The organism is Blastococcus sp. TF02A-35, assembly GCF_004571075.1.
Lineage (GTDB): Bacteria > Actinomycetota > Actinomycetes > Mycobacteriales > Geodermatophilaceae > Blastococcus.
Genome location: NZ_SPQP01000013.1, coordinates 28,682 through 47,121, shown reverse-complemented (window position 1 = coordinate 47,121; position 18,440 = coordinate 28,682). Strand labels below are relative to the sequence as shown.

Annotated in this window: 18 protein-coding genes, 1 tRNA gene and 1 riboswitch; of the genes, 9 read left to right on the top strand and 10 right to left on the bottom strand. The window is 75.1% G+C overall.

Annotation, left to right across the window (positions count from 1 at the left end; translation table 11 throughout):
- The first annotated feature begins 67 nt into the window (after positions 1-67).
- From E4P43_RS08565 to E4P43_RS08555, 3 genes are all read left to right on the top strand, one after another.
- On the top strand, positions 68-313 hold the full coding sequence (locus tag E4P43_RS08565; protein WP_113810476.1) for an acyl carrier protein: 246 nt from the start codon (positions 68-70) through the stop codon (positions 311-313).
- Between the two features lie 94 nt (positions 314-407).
- Positions 408-1,649: a beta-ketoacyl-[acyl-carrier-protein] synthase family protein gene (locus tag E4P43_RS08560; protein WP_135145041.1), complete on the top strand. Its 1,242-nt coding sequence runs from the start codon at positions 408-410 to the stop codon at positions 1,647-1,649.
- Between the two features lie 40 nt (positions 1,650-1,689).
- Positions 1,690-3,102 carry a carboxyl transferase domain-containing protein gene (locus E4P43_RS08555; RefSeq protein ID WP_135145040.1) on the top strand — a complete coding sequence of 471 codons (1,413 nt, stop codon included), beginning with the start codon at positions 1,690-1,692 and terminating at the stop codon, positions 3,100-3,102.
- A gap of 151 nt (positions 3,103-3,253) precedes the next feature.
- Here E4P43_RS08555 and E4P43_RS08550 read toward each other — a convergent pair whose 3' ends face one another.
- Positions 3,254-3,721, bottom strand: coding sequence for a DUF3145 domain-containing protein (locus tag E4P43_RS08550; RefSeq protein ID WP_232796851.1), 468 nt, complete (start codon positions 3,719-3,721; stop codon positions 3,254-3,256).
- A gap of 477 nt (positions 3,722-4,198) precedes the next feature.
- Entirely contained in the window at positions 4,199-5,329 is a 1,131-nt protein-coding gene (locus E4P43_RS08545) for a GGDEF domain-containing protein (RefSeq protein WP_135145039.1), read from the bottom strand.
- 172 nt (positions 5,330-5,501) lie between these two features.
- On the opposite strand from E4P43_RS08545, the gene E4P43_RS08540 reads away from it, so the two are divergent.
- A complete protein-coding gene (locus E4P43_RS08540; RefSeq protein WP_167759130.1) occupies positions 5,502-6,377 on the top strand; it encodes a maleylpyruvate isomerase N-terminal domain-containing protein in 876 nt (291 codons plus the stop codon).
- 4 nt (positions 6,378-6,381) lie between these two features.
- On the opposite strand, the gene E4P43_RS08535 is transcribed toward E4P43_RS08540, so the two are convergent.
- Together E4P43_RS08535 and E4P43_RS08530 are read right to left on the bottom strand one after the other, a co-directional pair.
- Positions 6,382-7,059, bottom strand: coding sequence for a VTT domain-containing protein (locus E4P43_RS08535; RefSeq protein WP_167759129.1), 678 nt, complete (start codon positions 7,057-7,059; stop codon positions 6,382-6,384).
- Between the two features lie 30 nt (positions 7,060-7,089).
- Positions 7,090-8,280 carry a M23 family metallopeptidase gene (locus E4P43_RS08530; protein WP_245159015.1) on the bottom strand — a complete coding sequence of 397 codons (1,191 nt, stop codon included), beginning with the start codon at positions 8,278-8,280 and terminating at the stop codon, positions 7,090-7,092.
- A 7-nt stretch (positions 8,281-8,287) separates the two neighbouring features.
- Positions 8,288-8,450, bottom strand: a riboswitch (cyclic di-AMP (ydaO/yuaA leader).
- Between the two features lie 149 nt (positions 8,451-8,599).
- On the opposite strand from E4P43_RS08530, the gene E4P43_RS08525 reads away from it, so the two are divergent.
- Positions 8,600-8,676, top strand: a tRNA-Ile gene (locus E4P43_RS08525).
- A gap of 13 nt (positions 8,677-8,689) precedes the next feature.
- Here E4P43_RS08525 and E4P43_RS08520 read toward each other — a convergent pair.
- Positions 8,690-9,199, bottom strand: a complete 510-nt coding sequence (locus tag E4P43_RS08520) for a putative immunity protein (protein ID WP_135145036.1) — start codon at positions 9,197-9,199, stop codon at positions 8,690-8,692.
- 79 nt (positions 9,200-9,278) lie between these two features.
- Here E4P43_RS08520 and helR point away from each other — a divergent pair, with 79 nt between their 5' ends.
- On the top strand, positions 9,279-11,447 hold the full coding sequence (gene helR / locus E4P43_RS08515; RefSeq protein ID WP_135145035.1) for an RNA polymerase recycling motor ATPase HelR: 2,169 nt from the start codon (positions 9,279-9,281) through the stop codon (positions 11,445-11,447).
- A 6-nt stretch (positions 11,448-11,453) separates the two neighbouring features.
- Here the strand turns inward: helR and E4P43_RS08510 are convergent, their stop codons facing one another.
- The 4 genes from E4P43_RS08510 to E4P43_RS08495 are packed head-to-tail and all read right to left on the bottom strand — an operon-like array spanning position 11,454 to position 14,481.
- Positions 11,454-11,909, bottom strand: coding sequence for a hypothetical protein (locus E4P43_RS08510; RefSeq protein ID WP_135145034.1), 456 nt, complete (start codon positions 11,907-11,909; stop codon positions 11,454-11,456).
- Between the two features lie 7 nt (positions 11,910-11,916).
- On the bottom strand, positions 11,917-13,293 hold the full coding sequence (locus tag E4P43_RS08505; RefSeq protein WP_135145033.1) for an alpha/beta hydrolase: 1,377 nt from the start codon (positions 13,291-13,293) through the stop codon (positions 11,917-11,919).
- Positions 13,280-14,062, bottom strand: coding sequence for a hypothetical protein (locus E4P43_RS08500; RefSeq protein ID WP_135145032.1), 783 nt, complete (start codon positions 14,060-14,062; stop codon positions 13,280-13,282). The genes E4P43_RS08505 and E4P43_RS08500 overlap by 14 nt, the downstream gene beginning before the upstream one ends.
- The gene (locus E4P43_RS08495) at positions 14,059-14,481 is read right to left on the bottom strand and encodes a putative T7SS-secreted protein (RefSeq protein WP_135145031.1); all 423 of its coding nucleotides are present in this window, start codon (positions 14,479-14,481) and stop codon (positions 14,059-14,061) included. The genes E4P43_RS08500 and E4P43_RS08495 overlap by 4 nt, the downstream gene beginning before the upstream one ends.
- A gap of 114 nt (positions 14,482-14,595) precedes the next feature.
- Between E4P43_RS08495 and E4P43_RS08490 the strand changes: the two genes are divergently transcribed.
- Both E4P43_RS08490 and E4P43_RS08485 read left to right on the top strand, forming a co-directional pair.
- Positions 14,596-15,012, top strand: coding sequence for a PaaI family thioesterase (locus E4P43_RS08490; RefSeq protein WP_135145030.1), 417 nt, complete (start codon positions 14,596-14,598; stop codon positions 15,010-15,012).
- A gap of 41 nt (positions 15,013-15,053) precedes the next feature.
- A complete protein-coding gene (locus E4P43_RS08485) occupies positions 15,054-16,040 on the top strand; it encodes an MsnO8 family LLM class oxidoreductase (RefSeq protein ID WP_135145029.1) in 987 nt (328 codons plus the stop codon).
- A gap of 6 nt (positions 16,041-16,046) precedes the next feature.
- Here E4P43_RS08485 and E4P43_RS08480 read toward each other — a convergent pair whose 3' ends face one another.
- The gene (locus E4P43_RS08480) at positions 16,047-17,336 is read right to left on the bottom strand and encodes a hydroxyacid-oxoacid transhydrogenase (protein ID WP_135145028.1); all 1,290 of its coding nucleotides are present in this window, start codon (positions 17,334-17,336) and stop codon (positions 16,047-16,049) included.
- 133 nt (positions 17,337-17,469) lie between these two features.
- Here E4P43_RS08480 and E4P43_RS08475 point away from each other — a divergent pair, with 133 nt between their 5' ends.
- On the top strand, positions 17,470-18,435 hold the full coding sequence (locus E4P43_RS08475; protein ID WP_135145027.1) for a cyclase family protein: 966 nt from the start codon (positions 17,470-17,472) through the stop codon (positions 18,433-18,435).
- Positions 18,436-18,440 lie beyond the last annotated feature (5 nt).

The window sequence follows — 18,440 nt, the reverse complement described above, 5'->3', positions numbered from 1 at the left end:
CTGGTCCCGGACGACGACGGCGCCCCCGACCGGGGTCGCCGTCCCATCCGAGAGAGAGGACCCCACGTTGGCCAGCACCCAGGAGATCCAGGCCGGGCTCGGCGAGATCCTGGAGGAGGTGGCCGGCGTTGCGCCCGCCGACGCCACTCCGGAGAAGTCGTTCACCGACGACCTCGACGTCGACTCGCTGTCGATGGTCGAGATCGCCACCGCGGTCGAGGACAAGTTCGGCGTCGCCATCCCCGACGACCAGCTGGCGAACATCAAGACCGTCGGTGACGCGATCAGCTTCATCGAGAGCAACCAGGGCTGACGGCCCGGGGTCCCGCCGGCCGACCGCCGGCGGGACCCGCCACCCGCCCGGCCCACCGGCCGCGGCGCCCCCGCACGCAGCACGAGGAGATCCCATGAGCGCGCCCACCTCCGACGTCGTCGTCACCGGCCTGGGTGCCACCACGCCGCTCGGCGGTGACGTGGCCAGCACCTGGGAGGCCCTGCTCGCGGGCCGTTCGGGCGTCAGCCGGATCACCGACGACTGGGTCAAGGAGTTCCCGGCCCAGCTGGTCGCCCGCCTGGCGTCGGACCCCACCGAGCAGATCGACCGCGTCCGCGCCCGCCGCCTGGACCGCAGCCAGCAGGTGGCCGTCATCGCCGCCGAGCAGGCGTGGAAGGAGTCCGGCGCCGCCGACGCGGGCGTGGCCCCCGAGCGGATCGCCGTCGTCTTCGGCACCGGCATCGGCGGCGCGCTCACCCTCCTCGGGCAGGACGACGTCCTCGAGGAGAAGGGCCCCAAGCGGGTCTCCCCCTTCACCATCCCGATGCTCATGCCCAACGGGCCCGCTGCCGCCGTCGGGCTGGCGATCGGCGCCAAGGGTGGCGTGCACGCCCCGGTGAGCGCCTGCGCCTCGGGCGCCGAGGCCATCCGCTGGGGCCTGGACCTGCTGCGCTTCGACCGCGCCGACGTCGTGCTCGTGGGCGGCGCGGAGGCCTGCGTGCACCCGCTGCCGATGGCCGGGTTCGCCGCGATGCGCGCGATGTCCACCCGCAACGACGAGCCCGAGCGCGCCTCCCGCCCGTTCGACAAGGGCCGGGACGGCTTCGTGCTCGGCGAGGGCGCGGCCGCGCTCGTGCTGGAGCGGGCCGACTCCGCCGCCGCCCGCGGCGCCCGGGTGCACGCGCGCCTGGCCGGCGCCGGCGCCACCGCCGACGGCTACGACCTCGTCGCCCCGCACCCGGAGGGCGAGGGCGCCGGGCGCGCGATCACCGCCGCGCTGCGCGACGCCGGCCTGTCGGCCTCCGACATCGGCCACGTCAACGCGCACGCCACCTCCACCCCGGTCGGCGACACCGCCGAGGCCTCGGCCATCCGCAACTCCCTCGGCGAGCACGTGCTCGTCAGCGCGACCAAGAGCCAGACCGGCCACCTGCTGGGCGCCGCCGGCGCACTGGAGTCGGTCTTCGCGATCCTCGCCCTGCGCGAGCAGGTCGTCCCCGCGACGGCGAACCTCGACGACCCGGACGACGACGCCGCCGTGCAGGCGCTCGACATCGTGCGGTCCGAGCCCCGCAAGGCGACGCTGCGCGCAGCGGTCAACGACTCGTTCGGCTTCGGCGGCCACAACATCGCGCTGGTCTTCACCACCGCGTGACGCCGTCCCTCCCCCCGCCCCCGCTTCCCGAGGAGACGCCGTGACCGCCGCGCCGGCCGCCCCGCCCCTGACCGCCCCCGACCCGCGGGACCCCGAGGACCGCCTCCAGCGGTTCTTCGACCCCGGCTCGCTGCAGCCCCTCGCCGCCCGGGACACCTCGGGTGTGATGGCGGCCCGCGGGACGGTCAGCGGGAGCCCGGTGGTCGCCTTCTGCACCGACGCCACGGTCATGGGCGGCGCGATGGGCGTCGACGGCTGCCGGCACATCGTCGACGCGATCGACACCGCGCTGCGGGAGCGGGTGCCGGTCATCGGCATCTGGCACTCCGGCGGTGCCCGGCTGGCCGAGGGCGTCACCGCCCTGCACGCCGTCGGCGAGGTCTTCGCCGGCATGGTGCGTGCCTCGGGCCGGATCCCGCAGATCTCGGTGGTCCTCGGCGCGGCCGCCGGCGGCGCTGCCTACGGCCCCGCGCTCACCGACCTGGTGATCATGGGACCGGCCGGCCGCGTCTTCGTCACCGGCCCGGACGTCGTCCGCTCGGTGACCGGCGAGGTCGTGGACCAGGAGCAGCTGGGCGGCCCGGACACCCACGGCCGGCGCTCCGGCGTCGTCCACGTGGTCACCGACTCCGAGCCGGCCGCGCTGGAGACCGCCCGCCTGGCCGTCGAGCTGCTGGCCGCGCAGGGCACCTTCGCCCCGGACGCGGGCGAGCCGGAGGCGGACCTCCGGGCGCTGCTGCCGGAGCAGACCAACCGCGCCTACGACGTGAAGCCGCTGATCTCGGCGGTGCTGGACGAGCCGGGCCTGGAGCTGCACCCGCGCTTCGCGCCGAACGTCGTCACCACCCTCGGCCGGCTGGCCGGGCGCACCGTCGGCGTGATCGCCAACAACCCGATCCGGCTGGGCGGCTGCCTCGACTCCGCCTCGGCGGAGAAGGCGGCGCGCTTCGTGCGCATGTGCGACGCCTTCGGCGTCCCGCTCGTGGTGCTGGTCGACGTGCCCGGCTACCTGCCCGGCGTCGGCCAGGAGTGGGACGGCGTGGTGCGCCGCGGCGCGAAGCTGCTGCACGCCTTCGCCGAGGCGGTGGTCCCCCGGGTGACGCTGGTGACCCGCAAGTCCTACGGCGGTGCCTACATCGCGATGAACTCGCGGTCGCTCGGCGCCACGAAGGTCTTCGCCTGGCCCGGCGCCGAGGTGGCGGTCATGGGCGCCAAGGCAGCGGTGGGCATCCTGCACCGCAAGAAGCTGGCCGCCGCCCCGCCCGGGGAGCGCGAGGCGCTGCACGCGCAGCTGGCCGAGGAGCACGAGCGGATCGCGGGCGGCGTGAACCGCGCGCTGCAGATCGGCGTCGTCGACGAGGTGGTCGAGCCGGCGCACACCCGGCGGCGGCTGGTCCAGGCCCTGGCCGACGCCCCGCTGGGCCGCGGCGCCCACGGCAACATCCCGCTGTAGCGGGCGCGGCCCCCGCCAGGGAACGTGGAAAGGCCGTCCCGGCGCCGCTTCCCCGACGGCGCCCGGACGGCCCGCTCCAGGCTACGACGGCTGCCCGGCCGAGCCGGGAGTGTCGTGCCCTGATCGTGACCTGCTCGCGCAGGCCCGACGACTAGACGACCTGGTGCAGCCAGGTGACGGGGCTGCCGTCACCGGCGTGCCGGTAGACCTCGAGGTCGGCGTCCCAGGCAGCGCCCAGCAGCTCGTCGACCCCGTGGCGGAACGCCTCGATGGAGCCGGCGGTCGCGGCCAGGTGGCGCAGCTGCTGCTCGGAGACGACGAGGTCGCCGTTGGCGCTCGTGGGGGCGCGGAACACGCCCTTGCCGGGCACGTAGGACATGCGCTCGCCGTCGTTGCCGTGGCTGGCTTCCTCGGTCACTTCGAAGCGCAGCATGGGCCACGCGCGCAGCGCAGCGACCAGCTTGGCGCCGGTGCCGGGCGAACCGGTCCAGGCCACTTCGGCACGGTAGGAACCGTGCGCCGCGGGCTGCTCAGCCCACGACAAGGAGACCGGCGCGCCGACCACGCGCTCAAGCGCCCACTCGACGTGCTGGCAGAGCGCCTTCGGGCACGCGTGCACGAAGACGACACCCTGGGTTGACCGTCGCTGCACGGGGCACCTCCATCGACTCGATCGGTCTCGTCTTCCCCTACGGACCCATCGATTCGGTGACGCGCTGTGTTCGGCAGTGGCGGAGCAGGGCTCTCGCGACAAGTTTGCACGATGGTGACCCGATCGCGCCAGCCCGGGTGCGACTCCTGGGACGAAAGTGGTCGATGATCTCCGCCGGCACCTCTCGGCGCTGGTCAACGGCCAATACCACGCTTCAGCGCGCCCCGTCTACCCGTGGGTGGACGTTCCTGGACACCGCCGCAGCGGCCCGGCCGGGCACGAGCCGCCGGGTGGCGGGCCGCACGTCACCGACCATGACGCAGGTCACTCTCCGTCACCAGTCGTCGCTGATGTCCCCGGCACGACGCGCCGATGACCTGCGCAGCTACCCCCACGAACGGTGACCCAGCGTCGCGGCAGAACCACGGCGCGTCCCAGAGGCGCTCAGGCGTCCAGCGAGCGGACGCGGTCCCCTCCGCCGGCCTTCGCCTGGTACATCGCCACGTCGGCCCGGTGCATGAGGTCCTCGACGTCGTCCCCCGGGTCGATCTCCGCGACACCGACGCTGGCCGTCACGCCGTACCGGGCGCCGGCGACCGCGACGGCCTCCCGGAGCCGCTCGGCGAGCAGCGTGGCGGAGAACCCGGCCGTGACGTCGGCCAGGACGCCGAACTCGTCGCCACCGAGCCGGGCGACGGTGTCAGTCTCCCGGACCGCCCCGCCCAGGGCCACGCCCACCGCGGTGAGGAGCGCGTCACCGGCGGCGTGGCCGTCGGCGTCGTTCACGGCCTTGAAGCCGTCGAGGTCGACGAGGAGCACGACCGCCTGGTGCCCCCAGGCCGCAGCCTCCACCGCGCCGGAGACGCGGTCCAGGAAGAGCCGCCGGTTGGGGATGCCGGTGAGGGGGTCGGTGGAGGCGAGCATCTCCTGGGTGCGGATCAGCAGCACCTGCCGGTCGTAGGCCGCCCACGAGTTGGCCGACGCCATGGCGCTGATGATCGTGAAGACCACCAGGATCGTGAGGAAGAAGGCGCCCGCCGTGCTGAAGCCGGGCAGCTCCACGAACAGCAGGTAGCCGACGATGGTGAAGCCACCGGTCGCCACGACGCCCTGGGGCGTGTACGCGACGGCGGTGTAGGTGAGGGAGAGGAACAGCAGCGCGTCCAGCGGGCTGCTCGCCCCACCGTCCATGCGGGTGGCGGCGATGACCACCGCGGCCACGACCGCCGACCAGGCGTAGAAGAAGGCGGGGCCGCGCCAGTCGCGCATCATCGCCCGGAGCGGGAGCAGCAGGATCCCCGGCGTGGTCACCGCGACGAGCACGGGGAGCGCCAGGAGCGCCGGGTCCAGCCCATCGGACCCGCCGGTCCAGAGGGCGTACACCGCGAAGGCCAGGGCCGAGACCTCGCTGACCACGATCCCGATGCGGACGTGGCGCACCCAGTAGGCGGCGCGGTCGTCGTCGTCGGCCAGCGTCCGGAAGAGGCCCGCGCCGGCAGCGCGCAGCGCCGCCCGCAGCCAGCCGTCGGTCGGCTGGTCGGACGGCGTCGCACCGCTGGCTCGGCGGTCTCGCACGGGGGGCTGGCTCACGTGAGTGCGATCGGCGCGAGACGCCGGCTGCTTGACGCCCCGCCTCCCCCGGGAGGGTGAGAGGTGCTTCTCCGACGGCGGTGGATGTGCGGTCCGCGATCGATGCCTGCCCGGCGCGCGCCCCGGGTAGGGCGCTGACGTGGGACGACACCAGGGAATGGCCGATGCCGGACGGGACGAGATCTCCCAGATGGTGCTGGGAGCGTGGGACGGGTTCATCGCCCAGGCCGAGGCGCTCGACCTCACCCGGGACTCCCGGCTGCCGGGCTGGCGCGCCCACGAGATCTGCGTGCACCTGGGCTGCTGGGAGGACCACCAGGCGCTGCGCGACCTGGTCGCCTCGGCCCGCTCGGGCGGGCCGGGCACCCCGCCGGACCCCGACGCCGTCAACGCCCGTGTCACGGCGGCGCACCGGTCCGCCTCGCGCGAGGAGGTGCTCGCCGCCCTGCGCCGCAACCGCGAGGCGACCGCCCGGTACCTGGCCGAGGAGCCCGTCGAGCTGGACACCGCGCCCGCCGTCTCCGTCGTCGGCCGCATCCCGCTGCTGAGCGTCGTGCTGGGCCAGGCCTACGAGCTCGCCGTCCACTGGCTGGACCTGGTGTCCTGCGGCGCGGAGCCGCCGCCCGCCGACGTCCTCCAGTCCGGGCTCGCGGCGCTCACCGACGTCACCGGGGCGCTGGCCGCCGACACCGGCATCAGCGGCCGGGTCACGCTCGCCACCCCGGACGGCGGCTGGGGCTTCACCGCCGACGCCTCGGGCTGGCAGGTGCGGCGGGTGCCCGCGGGCACGGTCGACGGCCCGGCGGTCGAGGGCGCGGCGGACCTGCTGCTGGAGGCCGCGTCGGGGCGGGTCAACCCGGTACCGGCCGTCGCCCGGCGCAAGCTCAAGGTCCACGACGTCGGCGGGCTGCTGCAGCTCGCGCCGATCGTGCAGAAGGTGCCCGGCATCCCGGGCGGGCCGATCCTCCAGCTGGCCGCCCGCACCATGGGCGGTGCCGGAGGCGTGCTCGGCCGGCTCTTCGGGCGGGGCTGAGCGCTCAGCCGGGCAGGGATCCCTCCCCCACCCGCCGCGACCGCCGCCGCAGCCACCAGCCGGCCGCGACGGCGAGGACCAGCGCGACGGCGGCCGCCGGCACCACCGTGAGGGCGGTCAGGTGGTCGACGACGAAGCCGGTCGAGGCCCCGATGCCGACCTGCACCACCGTGCTGGGCAGCAGGCCCACCGCGGTGGCGGCGATGTAGGGAGCGAAGCGCGCGCCGCTGAGCCCGGCGCCGTAGCTGATCACCACGAAGGGCATCACCGGGATCACCCGGCCGGCGAGCACGGAGACGAAGGTGCGCTCGCTGAGCAGCTCGTCGGCGCGGTGCAGGCGGGGCCCGGCGAGCCGCTCGACGGCGGGACGTCCCAGCGCCCGGCTGAGCCAGAACGCCATGACCGCGGCCAGGAGGCCCCCGGCGACGGCGACGGCGAACCCGGCTCCGAAGCCGAGCACGAGGCCGCCCAGCACCGACACCACCGACCGGGGCACCGGCGCGAGGAGCACGACCGCGACCCCGCCGACCAGCAGCGCCCAGGCGGCCGCTCCCCCGCCGTCGAGCCAGGCGCGCACCGCGGCGGGCTCCGGCAGGTCCCCCACCAGCGCCGCGACGGTGCCCGCCACGACGAGCAGGCAGAGCGCAGCCGCTCGCAGCCAGATCCCCCCGCCGTCCCGCACGGGGTCATCCTCCGTCACGGCCTCACCGGCTCAGCCGCAACCGCCCCCGAGCGAGATGCCGCGCTGCTCCAGCCACGGCACCGGGTTCGAGCGGTCGGCGTAGAGGCCGCCCCGGTGCACCTCGAAGTGCAGGTGCGGCCCGGTGGACTGGCCCTTGTTGCCGACCTCGGCGATCCGCTCGCCGCCGCCGACCACCTGGCCGGGGCGCACGAAGAACTGGTTGACGTGGCCGTAGACCGTGATGGCCCCGTCGGGGTGCTGGACGGCGACGGCGAGACCGAAGCCGCTCGCGGGACCGGCCTGCAGGACGACGCCCGGCTCGGGCGAGTGGACCGGGGTGCCGATCGGCGCGGCGATGTCCACGCCGTAGTGCATGGCACCCCAGCGGCTGCCGTAGCAGGAGGTGACGCGGCCGATCGTCGGTGGGACGGCGCCGCCGGCAGCGGTGAGCGCACCGACCGCCTCCTCGGCGGCCTGCAGCTGCGCCCAGGCGGCCTCGGCGTCGGCGGCGCCGCGCATGGCGAGCAGCCGGATCTCGGCGTCGCGCAGCTGCTGGTCCAGGGTCGCCTTCTCCGCAGCCAGGGCGTCGAAGTCCGCCTGCGCGGACGCCAGCTGCGCCTCGGCGGCCTGCTGGGTCTCGACGGCGGCGCGGGCGGCGGCGTCGCGGTCGGCGACGGCGTCGCGGGCCTCCTGGTCCAGACGCTCCTCCCGTGCCTCGTCGCGCTCGAGGTCCTCGAGGGTCTCCGCACGCTGCTCGCCGAGCAGGTCGAGGGTGGCGGCCTGCTGGAGCAGCTCGGCCGGCCCGCCGGCGTGCAGCACGATCTGCATGGAGCTGCGGGTGTCGCCGCCGCCCATGAAGGCCTGCCGGCCGAGAGCCGCGACGTCGTCCTCGCCCTCCGCCACGGCCTCGCGGACGGCGGCGAGCTGGGCGGCCGTCGTCTCGGCGTGCCGCTGCGCGTCGGCGAGCTGCGTCTGGGCCTCCATGGCGGCGCCGCTGGCGGCCTCCGCCTCGATGGTCATGCGCTGCAGGTTGGCCTCGGCGTCGCGGACCTTCTGCCCGATGGCCTCGACCTGGGCGGCGACGTCCTGGTCGGCCCGCCCCTCGTCGGGAGCGGCGGAGGCCGTGGGGGCCGTGAAGAGGGATGCAGCGACCAGGGTGGTGACGACGGCGGAGCGTCGCAGCAGGCGGGCATGGGGGTACTGGTGGTGCAGGGTCGCCAAGGCGACGTTCTCCGTTCCTCGCTCCGCCTACCGAGTCAGCTGACGGGTTCGGGCTGGAACGTGGCCCTACCTGTCTGCCCGTGGTGGCGCAGACGGGATTCACCCCAGTGGAACGGTGGGTCCCCGGTCCGCTCGGCCCGAGGGCCGGAGCGGTTCGGCGGGGCCCGGGCGAGCCCCCGGGTTCGGGGGCGGGGTCGTCCGGGCCGCAGGCGACGGTACAAGCGATCGCACCGGATGTCACAGCGCGGTCACGACGCCCAGGTCAGCGGCCCGGGCGGCGGGGGCAGACGGTCGTCGGCATCTGGCAGGCTGTCAGCACGGGGCGGTAGCTCAGCCGGTCAGAGCATGGGACTCATAATCCCTGGGTCGTGGGTTCGAGCCCCACCCGCCCCACCACCGGAACCCGCGGTCAGCAGTCGAAGACGTACCAGCAGATGTCGTTGCGCAGCCGCTGGTCGTCGAGCACCAGCTCGCCGACCGGCTCCGGCAGCTGTTCGCGCTGCCACCGGCACTCCCGCCGGCCGGCGTCGTCGTCGTCCGGCGCCGCTGCCCGCACCGCCTTGATCGCGTACGCGGCTGCGCCGAGCTCGTGCGCCGCCACGTGCGCCACGGCTCCCGCCTGCCCTGCGGCGTAGGCGGCGAAGCGGGCCGCTCCGCGCAGGTCGCGGGCCGCTCCCATGGCGTGCCCACCGGCTGCGCGCGCCTGCATCATCGGGACCTCGCCGCGCACCCACGCACGGGCGTGCTCGATGGCCTGCCTCGGCCGCGGGTCCTCAGGTCGCACCGACTCGAACAGGTGCAGCACGTGCTCGGCGCAGTCGGCTGCCCAGAGCGCGAGGAGCCGGTGGTCGTCGTCGGTCAGGCTGCCGCCCCGACGGATGGTCGTGAACCGCGGGTCGCGGACCTTCGGGAGGATCACCGACCTCCTGCCACTTCCAACGTATAGCTCACCCCGGGGCTTGCGGCAAGACCCGGGTCGTGCCGGAGACTCGCCCGCCGTGAGCGACCACCGGCACCAGCCCCAGCCCTCAGCCACCAGTGCGTTCGCCCTCCCCGAGACGCTCGCCGCCAAGGCCGACCCGGCCCTGGTCGCCGCCGACGAGCAGCACTTCGCCGCCATCGCCGAGAGCCTCCGGCAGCAGGTCGCCGAGCTGTCCGCCCGCCTCGACGCCGAGCGGAAGGCGCCCGGCGGCAGCGGCGAGGAGGCCCTCAACCGGGACCTGGAGGTGCACCGGCTGAGCGCCCGGCTGCGCACCCTGCGCCGCTTCGGGCTGGACCTGACCCTGGGCCGGATCGTGGCCGCCGACGGCGCCGAGCCGGTGTACGTGGGACGGCTCGGCCTCACCGACAGCTCCGGCCGCCGGCTCCTCCTCGACTGGCGCTCCCCCGCCGCCGAGCCGTTCTTCGCCGCCACCCACGCCCACCCGATGGGCCTGGCCAGCCGCCGCCGGTACCGCTGGACCCGCGGGCGGGTCACCGACTACTGGGACGAGGTCTTCACCGCCGACGGGTTCGAGGGGCACGCCGCGCTGGACGACCAGTCCGCCTTCATCGCCAGCCTGGGCAGCGAGCGGACGGCGCGGATGCGCGACGTGCTGGGCACCATCCAGGCCGACCAGGACGCCATCATCCGCGCCGGCTCCGAGGGCGCCCTGGTCGTCGACGGCGGGCCGGGGACGGGCAAGACCGTCGTCGCCCTGCACCGCACCGCCTACCTCCTCTACGCCGACCCCCGGCTGGGCCACCGGCGCGGCGGCGTCCTGTTCGTCGGCCCGCACGAGCCCTACCTGGCCTACGTCTCCGACGTGCTCCCCAGCCTCGGCGAGGAGGGCGTGCGGACCTGCACGCTGCGCGACCTGGTCCCCGAGGGCGCGGCAGCGACGCCGGAGCCCGACCCGGAGGTGGCCCGCCTGAAGTCGAGGGTGGACCTGGTGGCGGCGGTCGAGGCCGCGGTCCGGTTCTACGAGGAGCCCCCGTCGCGGGCGTCCACGGTCACGACGCCGTGGGACGAGGTCCGGCCCACCGCCGCCGACTGGGCCGAGGCGTTCGGGGCCGCCGAGCCGGGCACGCCGCACAACGAGGCGCGCGAGCAGGTCTGGGAGGAGCTGCTCACCATCGTCGCGGACAAGCACGACGGCGAGGTCGACGACGACCTGCTCCGGAAGGCGCTGCTGCAGGACCGCGAGCTGCGCGCGACGTTCAGCCGGGCCTGGCCCGTGCTCGAGGCGACCGACGTCGTCGGCGACCTGTGGTCCGTGCAGGCCTACCTGCGCATGGCCGCTCCGGGGCTCTCCCCCGACGAGGTCCGGCTCCTGCAGCGCCGCGACCCGCGGGCCTGGACGACGTCGGACCTGCCGCTGCTCGACGCAGCCCGTCAGCGGCTCGGCGACCCCGAGGCCTCCAGGCGCAGGCGCCGTCAGGACGCCGTCGTCGCGGCCGAGCGCGAGCGCATGGCCGGTGTCATCGACGAGCTGGTCGCGGCCGACGACTCCGAGCTGCTGCTGATGACCAGCCTGCGGCACGGCGACCTGCGCGACGCGCTGGTGGACCAGGCCGCGCTGCCCACCGCCGAGCCCGACGAGCTGGCCGGCCCCTTCGCGCACGTCGTCGTCGACGAGGCCCAGGAGCTGACCGACGCCGAGTGGCAGATGCTCCTGCTGCGCTGCCCGTCCCGCAGCTTCACCATCGTCGGCGACCGGGCGCAGGCCCGGCATGGGTTCACCGAGACGTGGCGGGAGCGGCTCGAGCGCGTCGAGCTGGGCCGGGTCGAGCTGGCGTCCCTGACGGTCAACTACCGGACGCCGGCCGAGGTCATGGCCGAGGCCGAGCCGGTCATCCGGGCCGTGCTGCCCGACGCCAACGTGCCGACGTCCATCCGCAGCAGCGGTGCCCCGGTCCGGCACGGCTCCGCGGCCGACCTCGACGCCGTCGTCGCGGCCTGGCTGGCCGGGCACGCCGAAGGGGTGGCCTGCGTGATCGGCGCCCCGGCCTTCCGCCCGACCCCGCGGGTCAGGTCGCTCGACCCGCTCCTCGCGAAGGGGCTGGAGTTCGACCTGCTCGTCCTGGTCGAACCGCAGACCTTCGGCACGGCGATCGAGGGGGCCGTGGACCGGTACGTCGCGATGACGAGGGCGACCCAGGAGCTGGTGGTGCTCACCAGCCCCTGACGGCGCTCAGTCCGGGTGCGGGCCGTACTTCTCGTCGAGCTCCTCGCGGACGGAGGGCTCGGTCGCGTCGACCGACCGGGAGATCCCCGACGGCGGGTCCTCGGGGTTGACCACGTCCACGTAGATCACTGAGATGGGGTTGATCTCGCTCTGCCAGACCAGCCGCAGCCCCTCGTCGTACAGGGCCTCCACGTCCGCCCCCGGCTCCATCCGGATCTCGACGCTGGCGCTGTTCGGGACGGTGAACGTGTCGAGGTAGCGCACCTCGGCGGAGGCCACGTCGTCGCGCTCGGCGAGCTCGGCGGCGAGCCCTGCGCCGATGCTCTCGTTGTCCTCGACCGTGTTCTCCGGCCGGTCGTCCTCCGCCCCGACCCAGGAGCAGCCGGCGAGGGCGAGCACGACCAGGGGGACCACGACCAGCGCCCCCGGCGACCGTCGCGTCAGCGACCTGGCTGCGCGCATCGTCGGCTCACCTCTGCTCGAGTTCGAAGACCTGTGCCCGGACCGTCGCGCTCTCCCCCGGCTCGACGAAGAACGGCGAGGAGGCGGCGCGGAAGTGCGCGATCGACGGGTCGTCGCTGCGGTCCACCTGCTCGGCACCGTACCGGTAGGCGGTGCTGATGCCGTGGTTCTCGCCGACGCTCCCCTTCTGCCGGTCGAAGGTGACGGTGGTGACGTTGGGGTCGTCGTCGTTCGAGCGGCCGTCGAGGTGCGGGACGATGTCGTGCGCGTTCTCCAGCGCGAGGACCTGCACCGACTCCGGGATGCCGGCCCGGGCGACCGGCGACCCGGCGGTCACGACGCTCCGGACGTCGTAGGGGAAGGCCGCCGTCCCCGAGTCGTGCGCCGCCTGCGCGGCCACCATCCCGCCCTGGCTGTGCCCGACCAGCATGACCGGGTCCGTCGGGCCCGCGCCCGCCCGGTGCAGCGCCATGGCGATGGCCTCCTGGCGCGTCGTCACGTCACCACCGAGGACGCGGACGTTCGTGCCCAGGTCGTTCGGCGCCCGGTTGGGCGAGAGCCCGGGCGGGCTCCAGTCCTGCGTTCCCGGGATGTCGACGACGAACGCCCGGGTGCCGTCGGCATGGGTGATCACGCGGACGCTGACCTGGTCGGTGTCCCGCTCCGCCGCCGACCGGTTGCGGAGGTCCAGCGCGGTGAGCAGGTCGGTGACGTTCCGCGGAGGCTGGAGGACGCCCTGCCGGACGTCGTCGGGCCGCCTGGTGACGACCGGCCGCCCGTCCGGCCACAGGTTCCCGAGCAGTGCCGCAGCCGCCCGGACGTCGCCCCCGCCGAGCAGCGAGAGCCCGCCGAGCAGCCCCGGCGCCTTGTTGACCACGGAGTCGACCAGCCCCGGGTGCTCGGTGACCCACCGCTCGGGGTCCTCGATGAGCTCCCCGAGCGCGTCGGCCGCGCCCTCGGGGTCGCTCAGCAGCTCCGCGGCCACCTCGGCGAGGACCGTCGTCACGAAGAGCCCGGGGATGGTCCCGATCGCCCAGTCCAGGGTGTCGGCCATCTCGGCCAGCGCAGCGTCCGCCGCCTCGTAGGCGAGCGCGGCGGCCTGCAGCGTGGCCGCGCGGGCGGCGAACCGGACCGCCAGTGCGCTCAAGCCACCGGGGCCGTCCAGGGCCTCCAGCAGCGCTGCCTCGAACCGGGCGACCCCGGCCGGGTCCAGGACCGCCGAGGCCAGGACGTCGGGGTCGACCAGCATCCCGTGGCAGGTCAGGCTGGTCGCCGCCAGCATCTCCGCGAGGTCGGTGCTGTTGCGGCCCAGCGCGGCGAGGTCGGCGAGGTCCGCCTCCAGGCCGCCCGCGCCGCCGCTGACGGAGATCTCAGAGCCGGTCATAGTCGGCCTCCAGCAGCGCCGCCACCGTGGGCGCCACCCAGGTGCCGAGGTCGGCCGGCTCCACGGGCACGAGGTCGACCATCCGGCGCGGGCCGCCGTCGAGGCGGGGCCGCAGCCCGACCCAGCCCGCGTCGGTGGCCAGCCAGGACACCTGCCCCACGGCCAGGTCGCCCCCCGCCCGACCGAGCACCAGGCAGCTCAGCGACCCCGTCGTCCGCCGTTCCAGCTCCCGGGCCAGCGCCCGCTCGTCGTCGGAGGAGCCGGGTGCCGGCTCGTCCGCCAGCAGCGCCAGGGGAACCCGCCCGGACAGCGGGGCGCCGTCGGTCGGCTCCTCCTCGGCCGGCCACGGGCCGGTCACCTCCGGTGCCTCGGGGACGGCGCGGGCCAGCTCGGTGCCCAGTCGCACGGCGGGGGCCAGCGACAGCTCCACCCCCCCACCCGGCAGCGTCAGCACCCCGACGACGACCCCCGGTCCGAGCGCGAACCAGCCGTGCCGCTCCCCGGTCCGCCCCGAGACGGCCAGGCGGACGGCGAGGAGCGGGCGGCTCAGCACGGCGAGGTCGGCGGCCACCGGCGGCACCGGCTCCGCGGCCCCTCCGGGCGGGGCCACCAGCACGCGCGCCCGCACGAGCGCGGCGACCGCGCCGTCGCGGTCGGCGGGGGCCACCGGCGCGGGCACGAACGCCGGCGGGGGGTCCGCCAGCCGGTCGGTCACGAGCACCGCCCACTCCGCCGCGGTGAGCGTCAGGCGCCGCGGGGCCGCGCTCACATGAGCCCCAGCCGGCCGAGCTGCCGGGAGAGCCCGCGCCAGGCGTCCGCGCCGGCCTCGGGGAGGTCGCCGAGGAAGTCGCCGACGTCGTCGAGCAGCTCCCCGCCGCGGGCGGCCTGCTCGGAGAGCCAGGAGCGCACCGCCTCCTCGGCCCGGGCGATCGCCGCCAGCCGCTCCCGGACCTCGTCCGCGTGCTGGCGCAGCAGGTCGGCGGCACGCTCCATCGCGTCGGCCGCGGCGTCGACGTCGGCGCAGTCCTTCGCCTGCTGCTCGCGGTAGGCCGTGGCCGCCTCCGACACCCAGCGGGTGCGGGCACCCTCGGCCCGGTGCTCCTCACCCGCTGCCCGCACCTCCCGGGCGCGCTGGGAGAGCTCCGATGCCAGCGCATCCAGGGCGCCCGGATCCCCGTACAAGCCCACCGCCGCCCCCTCCAGTTGCTGAACTGGGCCGGAGCCTATGGGAGCCGGCGCGCTCGCCGCCCGGTGCGGCAGGGCCTGTGGGAACCGCGGGAGCTGTTGATGGATGCTGGCCCGATGTCCGGTGAGCCCCTCGCAGACGCCCGCGTCCAGGCAGTCCTCGACATCCCGCTGCACCGCTTCCTCGGCGTCGAGCTGCGCGACCGGCAGGACCCCTCCGCCGGGATCCGCTTCCAGGTCGGGACGGCGTCGGAGAACCCGGCGAGGCTGCTGCACGGCGGCGTCGTCTACGCGCTGCTCGACGTCGCCTCCTTCCTCGCCCTGCTGCCCTCCCTGGGACCGGGCGAGCACGCGGTGACCCACGACGTCGCCGCCTCGCTGCTCCGCCCGGTCAGCAGCGGCGCGACGGTCGACGTCGTCGCCACCGTGCTCCGGCGCGGCCGGGCGGTGGCCTTCATGCGCGCCGAGGCCACGGTCGACGGCGTGCTGGTCGCCAGCGGCCAGGTCACGAAGTCCGTCGTCCCGCTGCGCTGAGCGGCCGGAACAGCGCGGACCCCGGCGGCGCTGCCGGTCCCGTGACCCCGACGCCCCGGCTCTCGCTCCTGGACCGGTCCCGCACCCGGGTGGGCGAGCCCGACTCCGCCGCACTCCTGGGGACCACCGCCCGCGCCGTCCACGCCGAGCGGCTCGGCTTCGGCCGGTTCTGGGTCGCCGAGCACCACGGGGTCCCCGGGGTCGCCGGCGCCGCGCCCGCCGTCCTGCTCGCCGCGGTCGCCGGGCGCACCAGCACCATCCGGCTCGGCTCGGCCGGCGTGATGCTGCCGCACCACCAGCCGCTCGTCGTCGCCGAGCAGTTCGCCACCCTGACCGCCTTCGCACCCGGCCGGGTCGACCTGGGCCTGGGCCGCTCCCCCGGCTTCACCCCTCCGGTGCGGCGCGCGCTGCGGGAGACCGAGCGCGACTTCCCCGCCGACCTCGACGAGCTGCGCGCCTACCTGACCGGCACCGCGGCGATCACCCTGCACCCGCAGCCGGCCGGCCCGGTCCCGCTGCACGTGCTCGCCACCGGCAGCGGCCTGCAGGTCGCCGCCGAGCTGGGGCTGCCGGTGGTCGTCGGCGGCCCGATCCTGGGGGTGGCCGGCGACCCGCAGCCCGGGGTCGAGGCCCTCGCGGCCTACCGCCGGGGCTTCCGCCCCTCGGCGCAGCAGCCCGAGCCGCGGGTGTCGGTCAGCCTCGACGTGGTCGTCGCCGACACCGCGGAGGAGGCCGCGGACCTGCTGCTGCCCGAGGCGTGGGCGATGGCGCGCTCCCGCACCGAGGGCGCCTTCCCCGCGCTGCAGCCGGTGGCCGAGGTACGGGCCGCCGCCCGCACCCCGCGCCAGCAGCAGTACCTCGAGCAGACCGCGGCGGCCGCGGTCGCCGGGACCCCGGCGCAGGTGGAGCGCCGGCTCGCCGAGCTGCTGGAGCGCACCGGCGCGGCCGAGCTGGTGGCCTCCAGCAGCACCTTCGACCGCGACGCCCTGGCCGCCTCCGACGCGGAGCTGGCGGCGCTGTTCAGCTGAGCGGCGTCACCACAGCTCCACCGAGCGCTGGAAGATCCCCGCGGCGTCGTCCTCGGTGACCGCCTTCGGGCTGGTGGCCAGCAGCCGCTGCTGCTTCATCGTGCCCTCGACCAGGTCGGGGATGTCGCCCTCGTCGAACCCGACGGCCCCGATGCCGTTCGGCATGTCGATGTCGCGCATCAGGTCGGCGAGCACGGTGGGCAGGAACTCGGCCAGGTCCGACGGGCGGTCGGCGCCGGGCGCCAGCAGCTCGGCGGCCCGGACGTGCCGCTCCGGGGAGGCGTCGAAGGTGAACCGGAAGGCCTCCGGCGCGGTGAGCGACACCGACATCCCGTGCGGCACCATCGCCTCGCCGGCCGGGTAGTCCTTGGGGTGGAAGTCCTTCACCTGCCCGGCGATCGGGTAGGCGTTGGCGTGCGGGATGTGCACGCCGGCGTTGCCGAAGCCCATGCCGGCGAAGGTGGCCGCGATCGCCATGTCCGAGCGGGCCTGGGCGTCCTCGCCGTTGCGCACCGCGGTGCGGAACGAGCCGGCCAGCAGGGTGAGCGCCTTCTCCGACCACATGTCCGAGATCGGGTTCGAGCCGCAGTAGGGCACCCGCTGCTCCGGCGTCCGGTGGTCGTAGGTCGTGTACCAGCGGGCGGTGTAGCTCTCCAGCGCGTGGCAGAGGATGTCCATCCCCGACGCCGCGGTCACCCCGGCCGGCTGGGTGAACGTCAGGTCCGGGTCGATGACGGCGAGCGTCGGCCGCAGCCGGGCGTGGCTGATGCCGGTCTTCACCCGGGCCGAGATCACGTCCATCACGCAGATCGTGGTGCTCTCCGCACCGGTGCCCGTCGTCGTCGGCACCGCGACCAGCGGCTTGAGGGGCTCCGGCGGCGCCTGCCCCTTCCCCACCGGCACGTTGACGTAGTCCATCAGCTCGCCGGGGTTGGTGGTGAGGAGGTTGATCGCCTTGGCGGTGTCGATGCTCGACCCGCCGCCGACGGCGACGAAGGCGTCCCAGGGACCGCTGGACCGGGCCTCCTCGATGGCCGCGACCAGGCTGACGTCGGTGGGCTCGACGTGCACGCCGTCGTAGACCCGCGCCTCGATGCCGAACTGCGCCATCTGGTCGGCCACCCGCTGCGGGTGGCCGGTGGCCGCGACCCCCGGGTCGGTGACCACCAGGACCCGCTTCACGCCGTACCGGCTCAGGTCGTAGCCGATCTCGTCGGACGCCCCGTTGCCGAACTTCAGCTGCGGCGCACCGTAGGTGAAGACGGTCTCCGGGCTACCGGGAACGGTGGTGCTCATGGCTTCCCCCAGGGCGAGCGGACGGCGTCGGGCGGGTCTCCCCAGAACCTTCCAGATCCTTGTGATTGACACCACAAGGGGGTCGTGGTGGTGTCGGGGCACCCCGCTCGCGCTCCCAGCCCTGGAGGCCCTCGTGACCGACACCCCCGCCGCTCCCTACCTCGGTGACCTGCTCAAGGACTCGCCGACGAACTGGGGCAAGTGGGGGCCGGACGACGAGGTCGGCGCGCTGAACTACCTCGGCCCCGAGCAGGTGCTCGCCGCGGTCAGGCTGGTCCGCTCGGGCAAGGTCTTCACGCTGCAGCGGCTGATCGGCGACCCGAAGGGCGACCCGGTGTGGCCCGGCCGCACCCCCGCCGTCCGCACCCAGGTGCTCGACGAGAGCGACTGGGACGAGGGCGGCAAGGGCGCCCAGTACCCCGGTGGCCTGCACTACGCCGACGACAAGATCGACGCCTACCTCCAGGGGTCGACCCAGTACGACGCCCTCGGCCACCTCTGGTACGACGGCAAGATCTGGAACGGCTACGACGCCCGCACCACGGTCGGCGGCCTGGAGAAGGCAAGCGTCGCGCCGATCGCCGAGCGCGGCGTCGTCGGCCGGGCGGTGCTGCTGGACATGGCCCGGTTCCGCGGCAAGGAGACCCTCGACAAGGGCGAGACCTTCACCCACGAGGACCTCGTCGCCTGCGCGGAGGCCCAGGGCACGCCGATCGAGAAGCGCGACATCCTCGTCGTCCGCACCAACTTCCTGAAGCTGTTCCACGACCAGGGCGAGGCGTTCTACGAGGGCTTCAACGAGCCCGGCCTGGTCTACAGCCCCGAGCTGGTGCAGTGGTTCCAGGACATGGAGATCCCGAACCTGGCCACCGACACGATCGCCAACGAGGTCACCTTCGACCCCAACAACGGCGTCGCCCTGGTCCTGCACAACGCGCTGATGCGCAACCTCGGCGTGACCCTCACCGAGATCGCGGACCTGGAGAAGCTCGCCGCCGACTGCGCGGAGGACGGGCAGTACGCCTTCCTCTACGTGGCCGCGCCGCTGAAGGTCGCCAAGGCCGCCGGCACCCCGGTCAACCCGGTCGTCATCAAGTAGCGACC

What these genes read in the sequence shown, in the direction of transcription:
- E4P43_RS08480 (WP_135145028.1), bottom strand. Translation starts at nt 17,336, where the DNA reads ATGAGCACCACCGTTCCCGGTAGCCCGGAGACCGTCTTCACCTACGGT.
- E4P43_RS08490 (WP_135145030.1), top strand. Translation starts at nt 14,596, where the DNA reads ATGTCCGGTGAGCCCCTCGCAGACGCCCGCGTCCAGGCAGTCCTCGAC.
- E4P43_RS08510 (WP_135145034.1), bottom strand. Translation starts at nt 11,909, where the DNA reads ATGCGCGCAGCCAGGTCGCTGACGCGACGGTCGCCGGGGGCGCTGGTC.
- E4P43_RS08540 (WP_167759130.1), top strand. Translation starts at nt 5,502, where the DNA reads ATGGCCGATGCCGGACGGGACGAGATCTCCCAGATGGTGCTGGGAGCG.
- E4P43_RS08505 (WP_135145033.1), bottom strand. Translation starts at nt 13,293, where the DNA reads ATGACCGGCTCTGAGATCTCCGTCAGCGGCGGCGCGGGCGGCCTGGAG.
- E4P43_RS08560 (WP_135145041.1), top strand. Translation starts at nt 408, where the DNA reads ATGAGCGCGCCCACCTCCGACGTCGTCGTCACCGGCCTGGGTGCCACC.